Below are 22,522 nucleotides of genomic sequence, written 5' to 3' on the forward strand. Positions count from 1 at the left end.
GGTAAAGGTAAATAGGGCAACCTATATTATCTTTATCAAATGGAGGAATTTTTTTATGGCTACAATGACACTAAAAATGGAAGAAAGAACGAATCTAAAGCATTCCGAGAACCGAATTCTTAGACAAAATGGTAGTTTTCCAGCTGTGGTTTACGGAAAGAAAAAGGAAAGTAAACCTGTTGCTATTAATAGTGTTGATTTTAGAAAGGCAATCAAAGAGGTAGGACGAAATGGAATTTTAACTTTGTCTGGAAATGGAGAAAATCTTCAGGTTATGCTTCACGATCTACAAACTGATCCTCTAAAATCTGAAATTATTCATGCTGACTTCTATGTAGTGGACATGTTATCAGAAGTTAGTGTCGAGGTAGTTCTCCATTTAGTAGGTGAATCAATTGGTGTGAAGTCAGGTGGAGTTCTTCAACAAGCAGCTCACCAACTGAGCATAACTGCACTCCCTGGTGATATTCCATCTGTTATTGAGGTAGACATAACGAATCTCAATGTTAATGAAAACATTCAGGTTAGCGATATCAAGGCAAATGCAAAATACGAAATTAATCATGATGATGATCAAGTCATTGCATCTGTTCTTCCACCTAAGCAAGAGGACACAGTTGAAGCAGGCGAAACTCAAAGCGGACAAGTTACAAATGAAGGTACAGCTGGTGACAAAAAAGAGAAATAAAGTGAGTGTGTAAAAACTAGAGAAACAACGTAACCTCGAGAAAGGTTGCGTTTTTTCTTTGTGTTCCCAACTGAAGAGTTTCAAAATATAAATAAAAAGGGTAAAATGAAGTATATGTTAGGTAACCTATCATTTTTAATTTGACTAATAACGGATCGATGCTTTTGGAGGTACATAATGAAACTAATAATCGGACTGGGTAACCCTGGCAGACAGTATGCACAAACTAGACATAATGTCGGGTTTATTGCCGTGGATGAGCTTGCTCATCGCCATACCATATCTCTTGATAAAGAAAAATTTAAAGGACTTTTTGGAACGGGCGTCATTCATAATGAAAAAGTAGTCCTATTAAAACCATTAACGTATATGAACCTTTCTGGTGAATCTGTACGTTCACTAATGGATTACTACCAGATCAGCATAGATGATATTATTGTTATTTATGATGACTTGGATTTGCCTGTAGGAAAGATACGTCTTCGGACAAAGGGTAGTGCTGGCGGTCACAATGGAATGAAATCGATTATTCAGCACACAGGGACACAGGAATTTAAGAGAATCCGAATTGGGGTAGACCGTCCGCAAAACGGGATGAAAGTTCCAGATTATGTGTTAGGAAAATTTTCACCTGAAGAAATTCCAGATGTAGTAGATTCGATTAAAGCGTCGGCCGATGCCTGTGAAAAATGGACAAATCACACGTTTCTTGATGTGATGAATCTTTTCAACCGATCCTAAGGTACCAGTCCTTGCTTTTCGCTTATCACAATGAGTGAAGTTTTACGAAATCGGTATTTTCGCCTATCATATACATACAATATTGAATAAGAAACTCCCATAGCGTTCATAATAATGGTAAAGGAATGCTAGGAGGTACATGATGTCCATTCACTATTTATGCCGCCATTGTGGGGTAAACGTTGGAATAATTGATAGAAAGTCGGTATTCAGTGAACAACTCGGCTTCCATCAATTAGATAATGAAGAGCGTGTCGATATGATATCTTATCAGGATAATGGAGATATACAAGTGAAGACAATATGCGAAGATTGCCATGAAGCATTAAATAGAAATCCTCATTTTCATGAAAACCAGACATTTATACAGTAAGCTTTGGATTATGTGCCAAGGCGTTTTTCTGTTTGGATTAAATTTTTCACTGATTGAGATATACGAAATAATGAGAGGAGGGGACTCATATTGCAAGGTTTAAAGGACCTCTTTATGAACAATGAAGAAGTAAAAGTAATTATAAATGGCTTAGATGGTAAATTAAGAGAGCAGTTGGTAGCTGGTTTATCAGGCTCAGCAAGAACAGTGCTAATCTCCTCTATCTATTCAACCTTACAAAGGCCGCAGCTCGTGGTGACTCACAACCTCTTCCACGCCCAGAAGCTTTATGATGATTTAATTGAACTTATTCCTGAAGACGAAGTGTTTTTATATCCAGTTAATGAACTAATATCTTCTGAGATAGGAATTGCTAGTCCTGAGTTAAAGAGTCAAAGAATCGAAGTATTGAATTATTGGAGTCAGTTTAACAAGGGAGTTATGATAGTTCCAGTCGCTGGCTTAAGAAGACTCATTCCGAGTAGAGACAAATGGAAAAGTGTACAGCAACTTATCCAGGTAGGTGATGATCTATCGATTGATGAGTTAACTTCTCAATTAGTTAAACTGGGGTATGAGAGGGGTTCGATGGTATCCACTCCTGGGGAATTTAGCATTCGTGGAGGAATTATTGATATATATCCTCTCACGGAGGAGTTACCAGTTAGAATTGAACTATTTGATACAGAGGTTGATTCTATTCGTACCTTTGAAATAGAAACGCAAAGATCAAAAGATAAGCTGGACTCAATTATATTTGGCCCTGCAACAGAAATGCTTTTTGATGATGATGAGTTAGAACGTGGTAGCAAAAAGCTTGAACAAGGGTTAGGGCAATCCTTAAAAAAACTAAAAGACGATAAAGTCAAAAAGTTGCTCGCTGAAAATATTTCCCATGAATTAGAGCAAGTGAAAAACGGACAGGTACTTCAGCAGATGTTTAAGTATCTATCAATATTCTATGAAAATCCTGCTAGTTTACTAGATTATTTGCCTCAAGACGGGATTGTAATCATAGACGAGATTAGCCGTGTCCAAGAAATGTCTGAAACATTAGAAAAAGAGGAATTAGAATGGTATACCTCTCTACTAGCAGATGGTGAAATTATTCATGATGTCCAATTTTCTCATTCTTTTAATACAATTTTATACCGAGCACAAAAAGCCGTGATTTATATGTCTTTATTTTTACGACATGTGCCACATACGAATCCACAAAACATCGTGAATATGTCATGCAAATCAATGCAATCCTTTCATGGTCAAATGAATGTATTAACCGCAGAATTAGATCGATGGAAAAAATCCCAGTATGCAGTAGTTTTCCTTGGTGCAACAGAGGAGAGGGTCAAAAAACTAGAGCATGTATTAGAGGACTATGAAATCGATGCAGTCAAAATTAATAAAAACGATCCTCTTGTAAGGGGCAGAATTCAAATCATGCAAGGCAATCTAAAAGATGGCTTTGAGTTTCCGATGCAAAAGGTAGCGGTAATCACAGAAGAGGAATTGTTCAAAAGGCAGGCCCCAAAGCGTACCCAAAAAAAGCAGAAGCTCTCAAATGCAGAGCGAATAAAGAATTATTCTGAATTAAAATTAGGGGATTATGTGGTTCATATCAACCACGGTATCGGAAAATATCTAGGCATTGAGACGCTCGAGATTAACGGTGTTCACAAGGATTATATTCATATTAAATATCTGGGCAATGACAAGTTATATGTGCCAATTGATCAATTTGACCAAGTGCAAAAATATGTAGCCTCTGAAGGTAAGGAACCAAAGGTTTATAAATTAGGTGGTACCGACTGGAAGAAGGTTAAAACGAAGGTAGAGTCCTCTGTACAAGATATCGCGGACGACCTAATCAAACTATATGCGGAACGAGAGGCAAGTAGAGGACATGCCTTCTCAAAGGATGGTATCGAGCAACATGAATTTGAAACGTCCTTTCCTTATCAAGAAACAGAAGATCAATTACGTTCAATTGAGGAAATTAAGCAAGATATGGAGCGGGAAAGACCGATGGACCGACTCCTGTGCGGAGATGTTGGTTATGGAAAAACGGAAGTGGCCATTCGTGCTGCTTTTAAAGCGATTATGGACGGAAAACAAGTTGCTTTCCTTGTTCCGACGACTATTCTAGCTCAGCAACATTACGAGACCATTAAAGAACGTTTTCAAGATCATCCAATTGAAATTGGGTTATTAAATCGTTTCAGAGGGAAAAAGCAGCAAACCGAAACCATTAAAGGCCTTAAACAGGGAACGATTGATATCGTAATAGGAACCCATCGTCTCCTATCTAAGGATATTCAGTACAAGGACATCGGACTACTTATTATTGATGAAGAGCAACGATTTGGTGTAACGCATAAAGAAAAGATTAAACAATTTAAAACGAATGTTGATGTATTAACATTGACAGCAACTCCAATCCCAAGAACTCTTCACATGTCAATGCTTGGGGTCCGGGATCTATCGGTAATCGAAACACCACCTGAAAACCGCTTCCCTGTGCAAACATATGTAATGGAGTATAATGGTGCTCTTACAAGAGAAGCGATTGAGCGTGAGCTTGCAAGGGGTGGTCAAGTTTACTTTCTCTACAATCGAGTAGAGGATATTGAACGAAAAGTGGGAGAAATCTCAATGCTTGTTCCAGAGGCTAAAGTCATTTCTGCCCATGGGAAAATGAATGAGAATGAATTAGAGTCTGTTATGCTTACTTTTCTCGAGGGAGAAGCTGATGTTTTAGTAAGCACGACCATTATTGAAACAGGTGTGGATATACCAAATGTTAATACATTGATTGTTCATGAAGCAGATAAGATGGGTCTGTCTCAGCTCTATCAGCTTCGAGGTCGAGTAGGCAGGTCTAATCGGGTTGCCTATGCTTATTTCACCTACAGACGAGATAAGGTGCTAACAGAAGTAGCTGAAAAAAGATTACAGTCCATTAAAGAATTCACAGAGCTAGGGTCAGGATTTAAGATTGCGATGAGGGATTTATCGATACGCGGAGCTGGAAACTTACTGGGTGCTCAGCAACATGGATTTATTGATTCTGTTGGTTTTGATCTTTATTCCCAGATGCTTCAGGATGCTGTTGAAGCAAAACGAGGTACAAGAAAAGAGAGTAAGGTAGCAAAAGTTGAAATTGACGTTGACCTTGATGCCTATTTACCGGAAGTGTATATAAAAGATGGAAGGCAAAAGATAGAGATATACAAACGGTTTAAGGGGATTTCTTCAAAGGAAGAGTTAATAGAGCTACAAGAAGAGATGATCGACAGGTATGGGGACTATCCACTTGAAGTAGATTACTTACTCAAACTATCTGAACTAAAGATATTAGCTATTTTGGCCAAGGTAGAATCGATTAAGCAAGTAAAGAATGAGATCATTATGGTATTAAATGAAGCAGATAGCCGAGTCATCGATTCTGGTAAACTTTTTGTTCAGGCAAACAAAATTGCTCCTTATATTAATTTTGGTATGGATAATAATAAAATCAAACTAATTATTGACACAAAAGGCCTCTCAGCAGATCAATGGTTTACAACAGCGGGTAAGATATTGTCAAAAATACCAGCTTTGTTTAAGAAGGAATCAGTACCTAGTTAAAGAGATTTTTCTTAAAATAAGCACGAATTAGTAACTTATTCCAATCGAGATATTTTTAAGAGTGCTTACGTATAGAACTCATTATGTGTAGGATACTAATCTCAACAAAAGGTGATTTATACAAAAATGGTAATAACAACTCAGTCACCAAGAATTATCCATCATCATATGAAAGTGAGGCATCTTAAGATGAAAGCAACTGGAATAGTTCGTCGAATTGATGATTTAGGTCGTGTGGTCATTCCGAAAGAAATAAGAAGAACACTTCGAATTCGTGAGGGAGATCCACTTGAAATCTTTGTTGATCGTGATGGTGAAGTCATTTTAAAGAAATACTCTCCTATAAGTGAGCTAGGTGATTTCGCAAGAGAATACGCAGATGCATTATTCGATAGCTTAGGACATACCATTTTAATTTGTGATCGAGATGTATTCATAGCATGTTCGGGAGGTTCAAAAAAGGAATACTTAAATAAAAATATTAGTGAGATTCTTGAAAAATCAATGGAAGATAGAAGCCCAGTAATTGAGACAACAGAAAAACAAGTGGCGATTGTGGAAGGAATCGAAGAAACCATTGCTTCTTACACAATCGGGCCTATCATAGCCAACGGAGATCCTATTGGAGCTGTGGTTATCCTTTCGAAAGAAAAAACAGTAGGCGAAGTTGAGCAAAAAGCAGTTGAAACAGCCGCAGGGTTCTTAGCAAGGCAAATGGAGTCATAACGTACTGAAATGGGACAGCAAAAGCTGTCCCATTGCTATTTTATAAAGCCCAAAGTACGTTGCTAATCAAAAGCGTCCCAGCTTTCCAAGTGTGTTATAATATTTGCGCAACTTACAATGAAAGGAAGCTAAGGGAATGCAGGTCTTTAACTCAAGAAAACAAACCTTTTTGCATGGTACTCTTCTACTAACAATAGCGGGTCTACTGTCAAAAATCCTTAGTGCAATGTACCGAATACCTTATCAAAATATTGCGGGAGATGTAGGCTTCTTTATATATCAGCAAGTTTATCCATTTTACGGTATTGCACTTGCACTCTCTTTGTATGGTTTTCCGGTAGTTATATCAAAAATGATTTCAGAAGTTAGAGAAGATTCAAAGGCTAGTGAACGTAGGATTCTCACATTTAGCTTGTGCACACTTCTAGTGTTCGGCTTACTTCTATTCAGTATCCTATATGGATTTTCAACAAGGATTGCTACATGGATGGGTGATCCATTGCTTAACTTGCCGATCAAGATGGTTTCTTTTAGTTTTTTACTTTTACCGTTATTGGCTGTATCAAGAGGGAAATTTCAAGGGCATGAAAACATGGTTCCTACTGCATTATCACAGATTGTAGAACAATTTATTCGTGTAGCAACTATTTTGCTTTTAACTTATTATCTTGTCTCTGAAGGATTTAATTATTATGAGGTTGGAGCAGGTGCTGTCTTAGGGTCAATTACCGGAGGCTTTGCAGCAATTGCAGTGCTGCTTTTCTTTAGAAGTAGAGATGGAAATACTGGGACAATAATTTGGAGAGAATACATAGCTGTTTTTTCAAAACGAAGCATACGAGCATTTCCATTTAAAACATTATTAATAAGCAGTATGGCAATTTGTACAACTGGACTGATTCTTGTACTTCTACAACTAGTAGATTCATTCACGCTATATACGCTGTTACTTCAGTCAGGTCAAGGTACTAATGAGGCAATGGTAACCAAAGGGGTATATGACCGAGGTCAACCTTTATTACAGCTAGGTGTTGTATTGGCAACATCACTATCCTTATCTTTAGTGCCAACCATTGCAAAGGCAGTTTTAGAGAAAAATAATGCCCTCATCCATGAAAAATCCCGTCTAGCCTTGAAAATCAGCTTGGTAGTAGGGACAGGAGCGGTCCTTGGCCTAATCTCTATTATGAAATACACCAATTTCATGCTATTCACAGATATGGCGGGTTCTAACATACTATCTGTTCTAAGTGTGACCATTTTGTTTACATCGTTGACTCTAACATCTTCTGCTATCTTACAAGGTTTAGGATATATCCGACTTACAGCGTTCTTTGTTCTAATTGGAGTAAGTGTTAAGTGGGCTTTAAATGGTTGGTTGATTCCAGTGCATCAAACACTCGGAGCAGCTATATCTTCAGTCATAGCTGTTGGTGTGATGACTGTATTAACTGGTCTGATGCTACATAGAAAGCTTGGTTACCGCTCTATTTTTCGGTTTGAGCTCATTATCAAAACAGCACTCGCCGGGATAGGCATGTGGGGCGCCTTAAAAGGATATGAATGGGTCTATTTTAAAATATTCACGTTAGAAGATAGTCGGTTGGTCAGTTCTCTTTTTGCTTTAAGTGCTTCGCTGGTAGGGGGAATTGTCTTCCTTGGCCTCATAATCTTGCTGAGGATTTTCGATAAAAAGGAGCTATCAGGATGGAATGATATGAAGAAAGTAAAAGCAAAATGATTTAAAGGTTGAGGAGGAAAGAGTTTGAAACATACCATATTTGTGATAGGTCTTGGGGCAGGTGAGCTAGATCAGCTATCTGTGAAAATGTACAAAACCATTCAGAATTGTTCCCTTTTATATGCTAGAACAAAGGATCATCCTGTTATACGTGAATTAGAAACAGAAGGAACGAACATTGCTAGCTTTGATGAAATTTATGAAAAGCATGATCAGTTTGAACAGGTATACACAGAAATTGTTGAAATCCTATGTAAAAAAGTAGAGGAGAATGACATTTATTATGCTGTACCTGGTCATCCCCTTGTCGCAGAAAAAACGGTACAATTGCTACTAGATAAACGTATCGAAGGTGTTCAGGTTGTCATTGAAGGTGGAAACAGTTTCTTGGATCCCTTGTTTACAGCTTTAGAAATAGATCCTATTCAAGGGTTCCAAATGGTAGATGGGACAGATCTCCGAGGTGCAGAATTACAAATAAAGCAGCATATCGTTATTTGCCAAGTATATAACCAGCTAGTTGCATCAGAAGTAAAGCTAACTTTGATGCAGCGATTACCTGATAACTATGAAGTTTACATCGTGACAGCAGCTGGTACATCTAATCAGGTTGTAAAAAAGGTTCCTCTATATGAGCTAGATCACGGAATGAATTTAAACAATCTAACAACCGTATACGTTCCACCTGTCCAAGAAGAGGCCATTCTAATTCAGGAGTTTGATACTTTCCGTTCTGTTATCGCAGCATTAAGAGGTCCTAACGGTTGCCCTTGGGATAAAGAGCAGACCCACATCTCTTTAAAGCCCTATTTACTTGAAGAAGCTTACGAAGCAATAGAAGCCATCGATGAAGAAGATGACGCTCACCTTATTGAAGAGCTTGGCGATGTCCTGCTGCAGGTTATGCTTCATGCACAGATCGGAGAAGACGAAGGTTGGTTTACGATAAACGACGTTATCCGAACTGTTACAGAAAAAATGATTCGACGACATCCGCATGTTTTTGGTGATAAGACGGCTGAGAATGCCTCTGATGTCATGAAGCACTGGGATGAAATCAAGAAGCAGGAGAAAAAGGAAAAGACTGTTGAATCTATATTTGATGACATCCCCAAAAGCTTCCCTGGATTGTTAATGGCCTATAAGATACAAAAGAAAGCAGCAAAAGTTGGTTTTGATTGGGAAGAGGTCGATCCAATTTGGGATAAGATTCATGAAGAAATACAAGAGTTTCAAATGGAAATCCAACAGAATTCTACTAAAGACATAGCTTCAAAGGAGTTTGGTGACATTCTCTTTGCCTTAGTAAACTTGGGCAGGTTTTATCAAATCGATCCAGAAGTCGCGATTTCACAAACAAACCAAAAATTTATGAAGCGATTTCAATACATGGAAAATAGAATTCATGAAAAAAAGCTCAAAATAACGGACCTTTCTCTCGAAGAACTAGATTTACTTTGGGAAGAGTCTAAGAAAAAGAAATAGGAAGGAGGGTCATTTATGAGGTTGGATAAATTTTTAAAGGTATCAAGACTGATTAAACGTCGTACTTTAGCAAAAGAAGTAGCAGATCAAGGAAGAATTATGATAAATGGACTAGAGTCCAAGGCAAGTTCTAACGTGAAAATCGGTGATACGTTAATGATTAGATTTGGGCAAAAGCTTGTGACTGTTCAAATCGATTCCATTCAGGAAACATCTAAAAAGGACGAAGCAACACAACTTTACACAGTAGTAAAAGAAGAGAAAATTGCTTCAGAGGAATCTCTATAAAGAGAGCTTGTTCTAAAACCCCATTTCCCACATACACTTACTATAAAAGTCAATTTAATGAGTGGGGGATGAATGATGAGTCAATATTACGATACAGGAACGCAGAATAAAACGACGGCACCCGAACATGATGTTGTGATGAGAGGGAGAAGAATTTTAGAAATAACAGGGGTTAAACAGGTAGAAAGCTTCGATAATGAAGAGTTCTTGTTAGAAACAGTTATGGGGATATTAGCCATTCGCGGTCAAGGCTTACAAATGAAAAACCTTGATGTTGATAAAGGTGTTGTTTCAATCAAAGGGAGAATTCTGGATATTGTATATTTAGATGATAACCACGGGGAAAAGGCTAAAGGACTCTTTGGCAAGCTATTCCGATGAGTCTTACCGTTCAATTCTATACCATGCTTGCCATGTTTGGGATGGGAAGCTGGGTTGGAGCTGCGCTCGATACATATGGTCGCTTTTTAAAGCGACCTAGTCGTGCAAGGTGGTTTGTATTTATTAATGACCTCGTGTTTTGGATCGTTCAAGGACTCATTATTTTTTATACATTATTAATTGTTAATGAAGGGGAATTGCGTTTCTACGTGTTTCTGGCTATAGTATGTGGGTATGCAGCTTATCAAAGTCTACTGAAATCTGCCTACATGAGTTTTTTAGAAATTCTAACCAAGCTTGTGGTTGGGGCATATAATTTTATGGCTAAACTTACAACAGTCTTGATAATTAAACCAATTCGCTATATAATCCAAATACTACTTGTTTTTTTAATAAGCATATGGAAACTAACTCTGAATGTACTAGCTTTCTTCATCAAGGTTTTATTAACCCCGATTAAATGGCTGGGAATGTTACTTTGGAGGTTGGTTCCTAAAAAAATCAAGATGTTTTTTTACAAAATAGCAGGAATTCAAAATAAGATAAAGAATTTAAGAATAATTGTGAGAAATTGGTTGAAAAACTTCCGAGGTTAGGAGGATGTAGACGAGCATGGCCACATTTAAAAATGATAAGATTAGACAAATTCAATCAGACTATCAAAAAGTAGTTGAACAGCGTCAGAAGCTCGTTTCACACCGTCGCCGAGGATTAGCAAGACGTTTAACTGCATTTGGAATTATCCTTTCCGTTATTGGGTACTTAATGATCTCGACATTTTTATCACAAAGTGCCACATTTGAAAATAAAATGATGGAGAGAGAAAAATTACAGAGTGATCTCAAGGAAATGGAAAAAGAGCAAGGAAAGCTAGAAGAAGAAATCGTAAAATTAAATGACGATGAGTATATAGCTAAGATTGCCAGGCGTGATTATTTTTTATCAGAAGTAGATGAAATTATATTTTCCGTTCCTGAGGAATCTGAGTCTTATTGACACTATAAATTCTGTTTAGGTATAATGAAGACAATTTGATTTATGATTTATTTTAAGGAGGAGCAATTTTTTTATGTCAATTGAAGTAGGCAGCAAGGTACAAGGTAAGGTAACAGGAATTACGAATTTCGGAGCGTTTGTGGAACTGCCAGGAGGCTCAACAGGTCTAGTTCATATTAGTGAAGTGGCTGACAATTACGTTAAGGATATCAATGAACACTTAAAGGTTGGAGACGAAGTTGAGGTAAAGGTCATCAATGTTGAGAAGGATGGAAAGATTGGTCTCTCCATTAAAAAGGCAAAAGAAAGACCACCACAACCTAGTTCACCATCATCATCATCATCATCATCACGCCCAAGCTCACAACGCCCGCGCAATTCTAACCGTCAAGGCGGCGGAGGTTACCGAGACAAATTCGAGCAAGAGACGTTCGAACAAAAAATGAACCGTTTTCTAAAAGATAGTGAAGATCGTCTATCTACCCTTAAACGTGCTACTGAATCAAAACGAGGTGGACGTGGGGCAAGACGCGGTTAGTACTTGCTGTCCTTAATAATATAGATTACTAATCGAGAGCTAATTATGGTTCTCGATTTTTTTTATGAAAGCTGTATCGTGAACTTTATTGCAATTCCTCGAGTGATTCTGACAAGAACTATTTTTTCTGTTATTTTCAATTTAATTCTCGACAAATTCTTATTGACTTTCCTATGTATCGACGGTAAGATATCAATTGTGCCTGGTCACTTTTTTATCATGGCGGTGTAGCTCAGCTGGCTAGAGCGCGCCCGAATAAGCTTCTTCGAAAAGGCTTCAGAGTAACGATTGAGCCGCATCTTGCAAGAACTTCTGAGATCGGGACGTACTTGCGTAAAGTGTCACAAAAAAGTAACATATATCATTATGGCGGTGTAGCTCAGCTGGCTAGAGCGTACGGTTCATACCCGTGAGGTCGTGGGTTCGACTCCCTCCGCCGCTATAACCTAAAAAAAACTGTATCTTAATAGATACAGTTTTTTTATTTGTTCAAAAACACAAATTCGAATGAATTGTCAGAAAAAAACGTCAAAAAAATTACGTTTTGTGTCTTATTTAGTGAAAATAGTCGAACAATTTCTGTAACTTGTCTTGTTCTTTTGACAAAAAACTAGAGAATGACTAGGTATACTAACTACCAACTATAATATTCGCTAAGGGGAGATATTATGCACGAAACTGGAAGGAATGTCGCTGGGGCATTAGCAGAAGTAACGATTGTAGATCGGGTGCAGAGCTCTTTGTCACATGTGATAATAAAGTTACAACAAAAGGTAGAAAGCTTATTATTCCAAAAGGGACTACTAATTATGATAATTGGCTTTCTTTTAGGAAGAGCCATCATTCTAGAACAAATTATGCCGTTTACTTTGCCGTTTTTTGCTGCTGTTTTTACGATGAAGAGGGACAAATCGATTCTTGCTATGATTACATTAGTAGCAGGAGCAGCATCAGTCGGAGTGGAGCAAGCAGGTCTTGTATTCACAGCGATTCTCCTATTTCTAGCCATCCGACTACTTGTAAATCGATTTAACTATTCCTTGGTGAAGGCATTACCTTATATTGTTTTGGGATCGGGTCTTTTTGCAAATCTCATTTTCACTTTCATGATTACTAACGAGATGAGTCTCTATAATCTAACAATGCTGTCAGTTGAAGCAGGACTAAGCTTTATACTAACCGTCATTTTCCTTCAAAGCGTCCCTCTTATAAGTCTCAAAAAAAGAAAGCAAGCCTTAAAAACAGAAGAAATTATTTCATTAATCATTCTATTAGCCTCTATTCTAACGGGTACAATTGGTTGGACCGTTTATGATATGTCGATTGAGCATATTTTCTCTAGATACTTAGTATTGATCTTTTCATTCTGTGCAGGGGCCACTATCGGATCAACGGTAGGTGTCGTGATGGGACTAATCTTAAGTCTCGCAAATGTAGCAAGCCTTGCCCAAATGAGTTTACTCGCATTTTCAGGATTACTAGGAGGTTTATTAAAAGAAGGTAGGAAGTTTGGTGTTGGTGTAGGATTGTTAATTGCTACTTTATTGATTGGTCTTTATGGAGAAAATCAAAGTGTATTATTAAATACAGTGTTTGAATCACTTGTGGCAATTTCCTTGTTTTTCTTAACACCACAATCCTTCATTTCCAAAATTGCAAGATTCATTCCAGGAACAGCAGAGCATGCGACAGAGCAACAGCAATATTTAAGGAAAATAAGAGATGTGACAGCAAATAGAGTTGAACAATTTTCCAGTGTCTTTCAAGCTTTATCAAAAAGTTTCTCTCAATATGGATTAACCGGTGAGGTAAAAGATGATGAGAGAGAACTTGATTATTTATTTAGTAATGTGACTGAAAAGACATGTCAAACCTGTTTTAAAAAGGAGCATTGCTGGTCGAAGAACTTCTCTACAACCTATGAGCATATGCATAAGATTATGCAAGAATCAGAAGAATATCCGCCACAAAGAAACAGTTCCTTTCAAAGAGAATGGGATAAATATTGTGTCAAATCTTCTAAAGTAACCGAAGCGATACAATACGAGTTAACCTATTATCAAGCTAATCAAAAACTTAAAAAACAAGTAATCGAAAGTAGACGTCTAGTTGCTGACCAATTACTCGGAGTATCACAAGTAATGGGCGACTTTGCAAAAGAGATCCAAAGAGAGCGGGAAAATCATTCAATTCAGGAAGAACAAATTCTTGATGCTCTAAGAGATTTTGGAATAGAAGTTGGTCATGCAGATATTTATAGCCTTGAACAAGGAAACGTAGATATCGAGATGAGTGTTCCATATTGTAACGGAAGAGGAGAATGCGAGAAATTAATTGCCCCTATACTATCCGAAATTTTAGGAGAAACGATCGCAGTTAAAAAAGAAGAGTGCGCAGCCTATCCCAACGGAAATTGTCACGTCAGCTTTGGCTCTGCGAAAGCATATGTCATTGAGACCGGGATTGCCAATGCAGCAAAAGGTGGCGGCTTAGTATCAGGCGATAGTTATTCTACTATTGAGTTAGGCGCAGGAAAATACGCCATTGCGATTAGTGATGGCATGGGAAATGGAGAAAGAGCTCATTTAGAAAGCAACGAAACACTACTACTCTTGCAAAAGATTTTGAAAAGCGGAATAGAAGAAAAGGTTGCGATTAAATCTGTGAACTCAATCCTCTCCTTACGAACAACAGATGAAATTTTTGCAACGCTAGATTTAGCAATGATCGATCTACAGGATGCTAGTGCAAAATTTCTGAAGATAGGTTCCACACCGAGCTTCATAAAGCGCGGAGACAGAGTCATGGATATAGAAGCTAGCAACTTGCCTATGGGCATCATTCAAGAGTTTGATGTAGATGTTGTCAGTGAACAATTAAAGGCTGGAGACTTATTGATTATGATGAGTGATGGAATATTCGAGGGTCCAAAGCATGTTGAGAATTATGATATATGGATGAAAAGAAAAATTAAAGAATTAAAAACAGAAGATCCTCAGGAAATAGCAGATATCATTATGGAAGAAGTGATTCGTACTAGAGGTGGCCAAATTGAGGATGATATGACCATTGTTGTTGCAAAAATTAAGAGAAACCTGCCTGTATGGGCAGCGATTCCTCTTAATCGAAAGAGAGTGATGTAGAGAATAAAGTTTAACAGACTATCAGATTAAAAAAAGTGATAGAAACGTATAAAAGCCCTACTTTCCGTCCATGATGGTACTACATTATGGAGGAGGGGATAAAAGTGAGGAAAGGGACGATAAAGCAAATCCTTTTAATTACAGATGGTTGTTCAAATCAGGGGGAAGACCCGATAGCGATGGCTGCTTTAGCTAAAGAACAAGGAATTACTGTAAATGTTATTGGTGTACTGGAAGAAGATACAATAGAGGAAAAGGGCATGCAAGAGATTGATGGAATCGCCATGTCGGGTGGCGGAGTTAGTCAGATCGTCTATGCGAAGCAATTATCACATACCGTTCAAATGGTGACAAGGAAAGCTATGACTCAAACACTACAAGGTTTTGTAAATAAAGAATTACAGCAAATACTAGGATCCAAGACATCGATGGAGGACTTACCACCGGATAAACGTGGCGAGGTTATGGAAGTTGTTGATGAGCTTGGAGAGACGGTTGAATTAGAGGTTCTAGTTTTAGTAGATACGAGTGCTAGTATGAAGGATAAACTACCAACTGTAAAAGAAGCTATACTAGACTTATCCTTAAGCTTGAATGCAAGAATGGGGGATAATAAATTCTCAGTATTCGTATTTCCTGGGAAAAAGAAAGAAGTAGAGAGGATTTTAGATTGGACGCCAAAGCTTGAGACACTGACATCGGTTTTCCCAAAGCTGACATCTGGGGGAATTACTCCAACTGGGCCAGCCCTTCGTGCAGCCTTGTCTCACTTTGAAAAGAAACGATCACTAAGGAGTTTGATTTCCCGTGATGAACAATACTTTGAAGAATCAGGCATGTAAAGCCTCCTCAGGGACTGTTATCACAGGTAAATGGCATAAACAATCATATCGGATATTAAAACCGCTAGGATATGGAGCGAACGGAGTCGTCTATCTAGCGAGTAGTACAAGTGGTTTAGTTGCACTAAAGTTAAATGATAACAGTATGTCCATAACTTCTGAAGTGAATGTTCTTAAACACTTTTCAAAGGTCCAAGGATCTTCCCTTGGGCCTTCTTTATTAGATGTGGATGATTGGCACCGATCTGAACTCAGAATGACTGTTCCATTTTATGCAATGGAATATGTAAAGGGCGAGAACTTTTTGCATTTTGTTGCGAACCGAGGTGAGGAATGGTCAGGTATTCTTTGTTCACAACTCTTGCTTGATCTAGATAGATTACATCAAGAGGGTTGGGTGTTTGGTGATTTAAAGCCAGATAACTTATTAGTAACAGGCCCTCCACCTAGAATTCGTTGGTTAGATGTTGGGGGGGTTACCATCCAAGGTAGGTCCATCAAAGAATTTACTGAATTCTTTGATCGTGGATATTGGGGGCTTGGATCGAGAGTTGCAGAGCCGTCATATGACTTGTTTGCAGTGGCAATGATCATGATAAATGCAGCTTATCCAAAGCGTTTTTCTAAAGGTAATGATGGGCCCCAACAAATCAAACAAATGATTACCACACACTCCGCTCTTAGAAAATACCAGGACGTTCTCCTTGGTGCGATTGAAGGTAAATATACGAAAGCATTGGACATGAGACGAGACCTTGTGATCTCTATGAGTAAAGCAAGTGTGACGGCCCCACCGAAAAAAAGAAATATCCAGACAAAAACACAAACTTCTACGAATACTAGAAATCAACAACGAACAGTAAAAAAGACGAAGGAAAAAAAGGGGACACTGGAGACCTTATTAATTCTTCTCTTTTTATTTTTAGCCTATATCCTTTATATTTATGGTCAGTTAATTTAGCCTTCTATATCCTAGTTGCTGAATTATTGGAGTCTGTCACAAGCGTCACTTTATTTGGTTAATTTAAAAATAAGTGATACGATAACCAAGCAAGCTATATACTAAGAATGAATTGGACCGTTGCATATGGAAGAAAAAATTAGACGTTTCATGACTAAACATCATTTAGTCGAACCTAATAGCACCATTGTAGTAGGCGTATCCGGAGGTCCTGATTCTCTCGCGTTGTTACATTTCTTGTGGACGAACCGAGAAAGGGAAGGCTGGAATATAGTTGCTGCACATATTGACCACATGTTTCGTGGTGAGGAATCAGCCGCAGAATTGAAATTTGTAGAGTCCTATTGTCGTCAACATCAAATACCGTGTGAAGTGACACAAATAAATGTCACTACGTATCAAAAAGAGCAAGGTATATCAAGTCAGGTTGCTGCAAGGGAATGTCGTTATGCCTTTTTTAAAGAGGTATCGGATAAACATAAGGCAAGTATATTGGCACTGGCTCAACACGGGGATGACCAAGTAGAAACCATACTGATGAGATTAGTAAGAGGCGCATTAGGGAAAGCTATTTCAGGAATTCTACCGAAACGAACGTGGCATGAGGGTTATGTCATTCGTCCTTTGTTACCGGTTAGTAAAGCGGAAATTCTCTCATACTGCAAAAAATTCGAGCTAGAGCCCAAGTTCGATCTTTCAAACACAAAAGATATTTATACAAGGAATCGTTTTCGTAATGTGATAATACCTTTTGTAAAAAAAGAGAACCCTAATGTACACGAGATGTTTCAGCAATTTAGCGAAAGACAAATTGAAGATGAATGCTTTTTAGAGGAATTAACAATCGAGAGAATGAATACAGTAATTAAAAAGAAAAATGACAACCAGATAGAACTCTCAATTAAGGCACTTTTAGAATTGCCTATTCCTTTACAAAGAAGGGGACTTCATCTAATATTAACTTATCTATATCATTCAGTTCCTAGTTCTTTATGTTTTTTACATATCGAACAAATTTTTCATTTGATTGTAAGTGTTCGTCCATCAGGCACTTTACACTTTCCCCAAGGTTTAATCATCAAACGTTCTTATGATGCATGCATGTTTACGTTCGAAGAGGATAAGGTATATAAGTATTCTTATTGTCTTATGAATAAGGACAAGATTCTTTTTCCCAATGGGCAAGAATTATGGGTGGAGGAACACCGTCAATACCCTACCACAACGAGCAATTCTATGTTTATTTTAGACGCTACCTATAACAGCTCTCCTTTAACTGTAAGGAACCGAGAGCAGGGAGACAGAATTCAATTAAAGGGTATGAATGGATCAAGGAAGATAAAAGATATCTTTATTGATGAAAAAATTCCTCATCATGATAGGGCATCTTGGCCGATTGTAGCAAATCAAGAAGGTCAAATTCTATGGATACCAGGACTAAAGAAATCTAGGTTTGAAACTGTTGATAAGCATCAAACATTGTATACAGTTCTATTTTTCAAAAGGGAATGACTTCTAGGAGGATCGCAAGCATGCATGAAGAAATTGAAAAAGTACTCATTTCTGAGAGTGATATTCAAGAAAAGGTAAAAGAGTTAGGTGAGCGTTTAACAAAGGAATACAATAATCGATTTCCTTTAGCTGTTGGTGTACTAAAAGGCGCTATGCCGTTTATGGGAGATTTATTAAAAAGAGTCAATACCCATCTCGAAATGGACTTTATGGACGTTTCAAGTTATGGTAACTCTACGGTCTCTTCTGGTGAAGTGAAGATCATTAAGGATTTAGATACATCAGTTGAAGGAAGAGATATCTTGATTATTGAAGATATCATCGATAGTGGCCTAACCTTAAGTTATCTTGTAGAGCTATTCAAATACAGGAAAGCCAAGTCAATCAAAATTGTTACACTGCTTGATAAGCCAACAGGAAGAAAGGCCGATATTAAAGCTGATTTTGTAGGGTTTATCGTACCAGATGAGTTTGTAGTTGGATACGGCTTGGATTATGCAGAAAGATATCGCAATCTTCCTTATATAGGTGTCTTGAAGCCAGAAGTTTATCAGAATGCATAATAAATCGTATTAGTAGGCTAAAGGCAATGATTTGTAATACACTGTTATTATATGGTACGATTTAACATAGTTTGTATACATGGGAGGAGGAAAGGGATGAATCGGATCTTCCGTAATACCATCTTTTATCTATTAATATTTTTAGTCGTAATTGGGGTTGTTAGTTTCTTTACAGGTTCAAACCAGCCAGTTGATGAATTAACATATGATGAGTTCATTCAACACCTTGATAATGGAGAAGTAACTGAAATAACAATGCAACCAAAACTAGGCGTCTTTGAAGTTCGAGGTAGGTTAGAGGCTTATGGCAAAGATGAAGACAAGACATTTCTTACATATGTAACAAATAGTCCTCAAGCACTTGAACGTATTGAGGAATTAGCACAACAGAAAAAGGTGGATATCCAGACTGCAGAAGAAACAAGTGGATGGGTAACATTCTTTACATCCATTATCCCGTTTGTCATTATCTTTATTTTATTCTTCTTCTTATTAAACCAAGCTCAAGGCGGCGGTAGTCGTGTCATGAACTTCGGTAAGAGTAAGGCTAAGCTTTACAGTGAAGAAAAGAAAAAGGTTCGCTTCAAAGATGTTGCGGGTGCTGACGAGGAAAAGCAAGAGCTTGTTGAAGTAGTGGAGTTTTTAAAGGATCCTCGTAAGTTTACTGAATTAGGTGCACGGATTCCAAAAGGAATTCTACTAGTGGGTCCACCAGGAACAGGTAAAACCCTACTCGCTCGAGCTACTGCTGGAGAAGCAGGAGTTCCATTCTTCTCAATTAGTGGATCTGACTTTGTTGAAATGTTTGTTGGGGTTGGAGCTTCACGTGTTCGTGACTTATTTGAAAATGCCAAGAAAAATGCACCTTGTATTATCTTTATAGATGAGATTGATGCAGTTGGACGTCAGCGTGGTGCTGGTTTAGGTGGAGGCCATGATGAACGAGAGCAGACGCTAAACCAGTTACTTGTTGAGATGGATGGATTCGGTGCCAATGAAGGAGTTATTATTGTAGCTGCTACAAACCGTCCAGACATCTTAGATCCTGCCTTGTTACGACCTGGACGTTTTGACCGTCAAATTACAGTTGACCGCCCAGATATTAAGGGTCGTGAAGCTGTACTGAAGGTTCATTCAAGAAATAAACCTCTTTCTGATGATATTGATCTGAAAGCTATTGCAATGCGGACACCAGGCTTCTCAGGTGCTGATCTTGAAAATCTTTTAAATGAAGCGGCGCTTGTAGCTGCAAGACATAGTAAAAAGAAAATTGATAACGAAGATATCGACGAAGCAACAGACCGAGTAATCGCGGGTCCAGCTAAGAAGAGTCGTGTTATCTCAAAAAAGGAACGAAACATTGTTGCCTATCATGAGGCTGGACATGTCATTATCGGCACTGTGTTAAGTGAAGCGGATATCGTTCACAAAGTAACAATCGTACCGAGGGGTCAAGCTGGAGGGTATGCAGTCATGCTTCCGAAAGAAGACCGTTACTTTATGACAAAGCCGGAGCTACTTGATAAGATTACAGGTTTACTAGGTGGACGCGTTGCAGAGGAACTTGTATTTGGTGAAGCAAGTACCGGTGCGCATAATGACTTTCAGCGTGCTACCGGAATTGCTCGTAAAATGGTTACCGAATATGGAATGAGCGAAAGACTTGGACCTCTTCAATTTGGTCAGGCTCAAGGCGGTCAAGTTTTCTTAGGTAGAGATTTTCATAACGAACAGAATTACAGTGAGAAATTCGCCTACGAAATTGACTTAGAGATCCAGCGATTTATTAAGGAATCCTTTGAAAAGGCTAAACAAATTCTGACTGACAATCGTGATAAGCTTGAATTAGTTGCTCAGACATTGTTAGAAGTAGAAACACTAGATGCTAGACAGATTAAGCACCTAGTTGAAGAAGGAAAACTTCCTGAACCTATCGTGAAAATTCCTAAAGAAGAAAAGATCGACGAAATAAAAGTTACTATTTCTACCAAAAAAGAAGAACCATTAGATGAAGAAAAATAAGAAGCTCGGGCTTAGGCCCAAGCTTCTTATTTTTTTTCATCAGACAAATTTACTAAAAGTGAGACCTCATTTGGTTCATGACTAAATGAAGTGTTTTCTAAAGTCATTTTTACAGAATGTAGTTCAAGAAAAGCTCGGGTAAAAGGTAAATTATGATAAGATAGTTATAGTTGGGTTCAAAGTAAATTCGAGAAAATTTAGAAGGTGATAGATATGATTTTTGTGCTAGATGTAGGGAATACCAATACAGTATTAGGTGTTTTTGATAAAGAGAAATTAAAGTACCATTGGAGGTTTGAGACGAATCGTAATAAGACAGAGGATGAGTATGGCATGCTCATTAAGTCTCTACTGCTCCACGAGGGAATCACATTTTCGGATATAACGGGAATTATTATATCTTCTGTTGTTCCCCCTATTATGTTTCCATTAGAGCGTATGTGTCAGAAATACTTTCATTTGAATGCTCTTATCGTTGGACCGGGAATCAAGACGGGGTTAAATATTAAGTACGAAAATCCAAGAGAAGTTGGTGCGGATCGAATAGTAAACGCAGTGGCAGGTATTGCGCAATATGGTAGTCCACTCATTATTGTTGACTTCGGCACAGCTACTACGTATTGTTACATAAATGAAGAGAAGCAATACATGGGTGGAGCCATAGCTCCTGGAATCAATATATCCACAGAAGCTTTATATTCAAAGGCCGCTAAGCTCCCTCGTATAGAAATTGCAAGGCCAGAAACCATTGTGGGGAAAAATACAGTAAGTGCCATGCAAGCGGGAATTGTATATGGATATGTTGGACAAGTTGAGGGAATTGTTACACGGATGAAACAAGAATCTGGCACCAATCCAAAGGTTATCGCAACAGGTGGGCTTGCCTCATTGATTTCAAATGAATCTACTGTCATTGATATCATTGATCCTTTTCTTACGTTAAAAGGACTATATATGATTTATTTACGCAACCAAAGAAACGTGGAAGTAGAAAGGGGACATTTTAATGTCTGATTATTTAATTCGAGCATTAGCCCATGAAGGACAAGTTCGTGCTTTTGCTGTACGAACAACGGAAACAGTAGGTGAAGCCCAAAAACGCCATGACACATGGCCAACTGCTTCAGCGGCTCTAGGGCGTGCTATTACCGCTGGTGTTATGATGGGGGCTATGCTTAAAGGGAATGACAAATTATCGATTAAGATAGAGGGCGGCGGACCAATTGGAACAATCATTGTCGACAGTGATGGTAAAGGACAAGTTCGTGGCTATGTGACAAATCCGCATGTTCATTTTGATTTGAACAAAGCTGGAAAACTAGATGTTGCAAGAGCAGTTGGAACAGATGGCTATCTAGCTGTTGCGAAAGACCAAGGATTAAAGGAATATTTCTCAGGACAGGTTCCTATTGTCTCGGGTGAACTTGGAGAGGACTTCACGTATTATTTTGCCACTTCAGAACAAGTTCCCTCCTCAGTTGGTGTGGGGGTTTTAGTAAACCCCGATCATACAATTTTAGCATCGGGTGGCTTTATCATTCAATTACTCCCTGGTACTAGCAATGAAACGATTGATGCAATTGAAAAAAGGCTACAAACAATTGAGCCTGTCTCAAAGCTGATTCAAAAAGGATTAACTCCAGAGGAAATCTTAGATGAAGTTCTGGGTGAAGGGACAGTAAAAGTAATAGGTCAATTCCCTATTGGGTTTCACTGTTACTGCTCAAAGGAACGAATTGAGAGCGCGATCCAGAGCTTAGGCAAGGAAGAAATTGAAGATATGATTGAAAAAGAGGGAAAAGCAGAAGCACAATGTCATTTCTGTAACGAACGATACGAACTCACAAAAGAAGAGCTAGAAAATTTATTACCTAAAGAATAGCTAAAGAATAGTT

The 22,522-nt window shown here is 38.2% G+C and carries 20 protein-coding genes and 1 tRNA gene; all 21 read left to right on the plus strand.

Annotated elements, in window-relative coordinates:
* Positions 1-55 precede the first annotated feature (55 nt).
* Complete coding sequence (locus tag ACOI1C_RS17675) at positions 56-688, plus strand: 50S ribosomal protein L25/general stress protein Ctc (RefSeq protein ID WP_422511919.1); 633 nt, start codon at positions 56-58, stop codon at positions 686-688.
* A gap of 177 nt (positions 689-865) precedes the next feature.
* Positions 866-1,429: an aminoacyl-tRNA hydrolase gene (gene pth / locus ACOI1C_RS17680; RefSeq protein WP_422511920.1), complete on the plus strand. Its 564-nt coding sequence runs from the start codon at positions 866-868 to the stop codon at positions 1,427-1,429.
* A 142-nt stretch (positions 1,430-1,571) separates the two neighbouring features.
* The gene (locus ACOI1C_RS17685) at positions 1,572-1,802 is read left to right on the plus strand and encodes an anti-sigma-F factor Fin (protein ID WP_422511921.1); all 231 of its coding nucleotides are present in this window, start codon (positions 1,572-1,574) and stop codon (positions 1,800-1,802) included.
* Between the two features lie 90 nt (positions 1,803-1,892).
* Positions 1,893-5,429 (plus strand): transcription-repair coupling factor, encoded by a 3,537-nt coding sequence (gene mfd / locus ACOI1C_RS17690; protein WP_422511922.1) that lies wholly within the window; start codon positions 1,893-1,895, stop codon positions 5,427-5,429.
* Positions 5,430-5,618: 189 nt separating this feature from the next.
* Complete coding sequence (gene spoVT / locus ACOI1C_RS17695) at positions 5,619-6,155, plus strand: stage V sporulation protein T (RefSeq protein ID WP_422511949.1); 537 nt, start codon at positions 5,619-5,621, stop codon at positions 6,153-6,155.
* A 136-nt stretch (positions 6,156-6,291) separates the two neighbouring features.
* Positions 6,292-7,896: a putative polysaccharide biosynthesis protein gene (locus tag ACOI1C_RS17700; protein WP_422511923.1), complete on the plus strand. Its 1,605-nt coding sequence runs from the start codon at positions 6,292-6,294 to the stop codon at positions 7,894-7,896.
* A 24-nt stretch (positions 7,897-7,920) separates the two neighbouring features.
* Positions 7,921-9,381, plus strand: coding sequence for a nucleoside triphosphate pyrophosphohydrolase (gene mazG / locus ACOI1C_RS17705; protein ID WP_422511924.1), 1,461 nt, complete (start codon positions 7,921-7,923; stop codon positions 9,379-9,381).
* 15 nt (positions 9,382-9,396) lie between these two features.
* The gene (locus ACOI1C_RS17710; protein WP_422511925.1) at positions 9,397-9,669 is read left to right on the plus strand and encodes an RNA-binding S4 domain-containing protein; all 273 of its coding nucleotides are present in this window, start codon (positions 9,397-9,399) and stop codon (positions 9,667-9,669) included.
* 75 nt (positions 9,670-9,744) lie between these two features.
* Positions 9,745-10,050, plus strand: coding sequence for a sporulation protein YabP (gene yabP, locus ACOI1C_RS17715; protein WP_422511926.1), 306 nt, complete (start codon positions 9,745-9,747; stop codon positions 10,048-10,050).
* Positions 10,047-10,646 (plus strand): spore cortex biosynthesis protein YabQ, encoded by a 600-nt coding sequence (yabQ, locus tag ACOI1C_RS17720; protein WP_422511927.1) that lies wholly within the window; start codon positions 10,047-10,049, stop codon positions 10,644-10,646. Before yabP ends, yabQ begins: the two co-directional genes overlap by 4 nt.
* A gap of 16 nt (positions 10,647-10,662) precedes the next feature.
* On the plus strand, positions 10,663-11,046 hold the full coding sequence (locus ACOI1C_RS17725; RefSeq protein WP_422511928.1) for an FtsB family cell division protein: 384 nt from the start codon (positions 10,663-10,665) through the stop codon (positions 11,044-11,046).
* 73 nt (positions 11,047-11,119) lie between these two features.
* Positions 11,120-11,584, plus strand: coding sequence for a S1 domain-containing RNA-binding protein (locus tag ACOI1C_RS17730; RefSeq protein WP_422511929.1), 465 nt, complete (start codon positions 11,120-11,122; stop codon positions 11,582-11,584).
* A 368-nt stretch (positions 11,585-11,952) separates the two neighbouring features.
* Positions 11,953-12,026: transfer RNA gene (locus ACOI1C_RS17735), tRNA-Met, on the plus strand.
* 226 nt (positions 12,027-12,252) lie between these two features.
* The gene (spoIIE, locus tag ACOI1C_RS17740) at positions 12,253-14,727 is read left to right on the plus strand and encodes a stage II sporulation protein E (protein WP_422511930.1); all 2,475 of its coding nucleotides are present in this window, start codon (positions 12,253-12,255) and stop codon (positions 14,725-14,727) included.
* A gap of 104 nt (positions 14,728-14,831) precedes the next feature.
* Positions 14,832-15,569, plus strand: coding sequence for a VWA domain-containing protein (locus ACOI1C_RS17745; RefSeq protein ID WP_422511931.1), 738 nt, complete (start codon positions 14,832-14,834; stop codon positions 15,567-15,569).
* On the plus strand, positions 15,535-16,530 hold the full coding sequence (locus ACOI1C_RS17750; protein WP_422511932.1) for a protein kinase domain-containing protein: 996 nt from the start codon (positions 15,535-15,537) through the stop codon (positions 16,528-16,530). Before ACOI1C_RS17745 ends, ACOI1C_RS17750 begins: the two co-directional genes overlap by 35 nt.
* Positions 16,531-16,656: 126 nt before the next feature.
* Positions 16,657-18,042, plus strand: a complete 1,386-nt coding sequence (gene tilS / locus ACOI1C_RS17755; protein WP_422511933.1) for a tRNA lysidine(34) synthetase TilS — start codon at positions 16,657-16,659, stop codon at positions 18,040-18,042.
* Positions 18,043-18,062: 20 nt separating this feature from the next.
* The gene (gene hpt, locus ACOI1C_RS17760) at positions 18,063-18,605 is read left to right on the plus strand and encodes a hypoxanthine phosphoribosyltransferase (RefSeq protein ID WP_422511934.1); all 543 of its coding nucleotides are present in this window, start codon (positions 18,063-18,065) and stop codon (positions 18,603-18,605) included.
* Positions 18,606-18,701: 96 nt separating this feature from the next.
* A complete protein-coding gene (gene ftsH / locus ACOI1C_RS17765; RefSeq protein ID WP_422511935.1) occupies positions 18,702-20,627 on the plus strand; it encodes an ATP-dependent zinc metalloprotease FtsH in 1,926 nt (641 codons plus the stop codon).
* A 213-nt stretch (positions 20,628-20,840) separates the two neighbouring features.
* A complete protein-coding gene (locus tag ACOI1C_RS17770; protein WP_422511936.1) occupies positions 20,841-21,641 on the plus strand; it encodes a type III pantothenate kinase in 801 nt (266 codons plus the stop codon).
* The gene (gene hslO / locus ACOI1C_RS17775) at positions 21,634-22,509 is read left to right on the plus strand and encodes an Hsp33 family molecular chaperone HslO (protein ID WP_422511937.1); all 876 of its coding nucleotides are present in this window, start codon (positions 21,634-21,636) and stop codon (positions 22,507-22,509) included. The genes ACOI1C_RS17770 and hslO overlap by 8 nt, the downstream gene beginning before the upstream one ends.
* The last annotated feature ends 13 nt before the right edge of the window (positions 22,510-22,522 follow it).

Source organism: Bacillus sp. DJP31, assembly GCF_049310945.1.
Classification (GTDB): domain Bacteria; phylum Bacillota; class Bacilli; order Bacillales; family SA4; genus Bacillus_BS.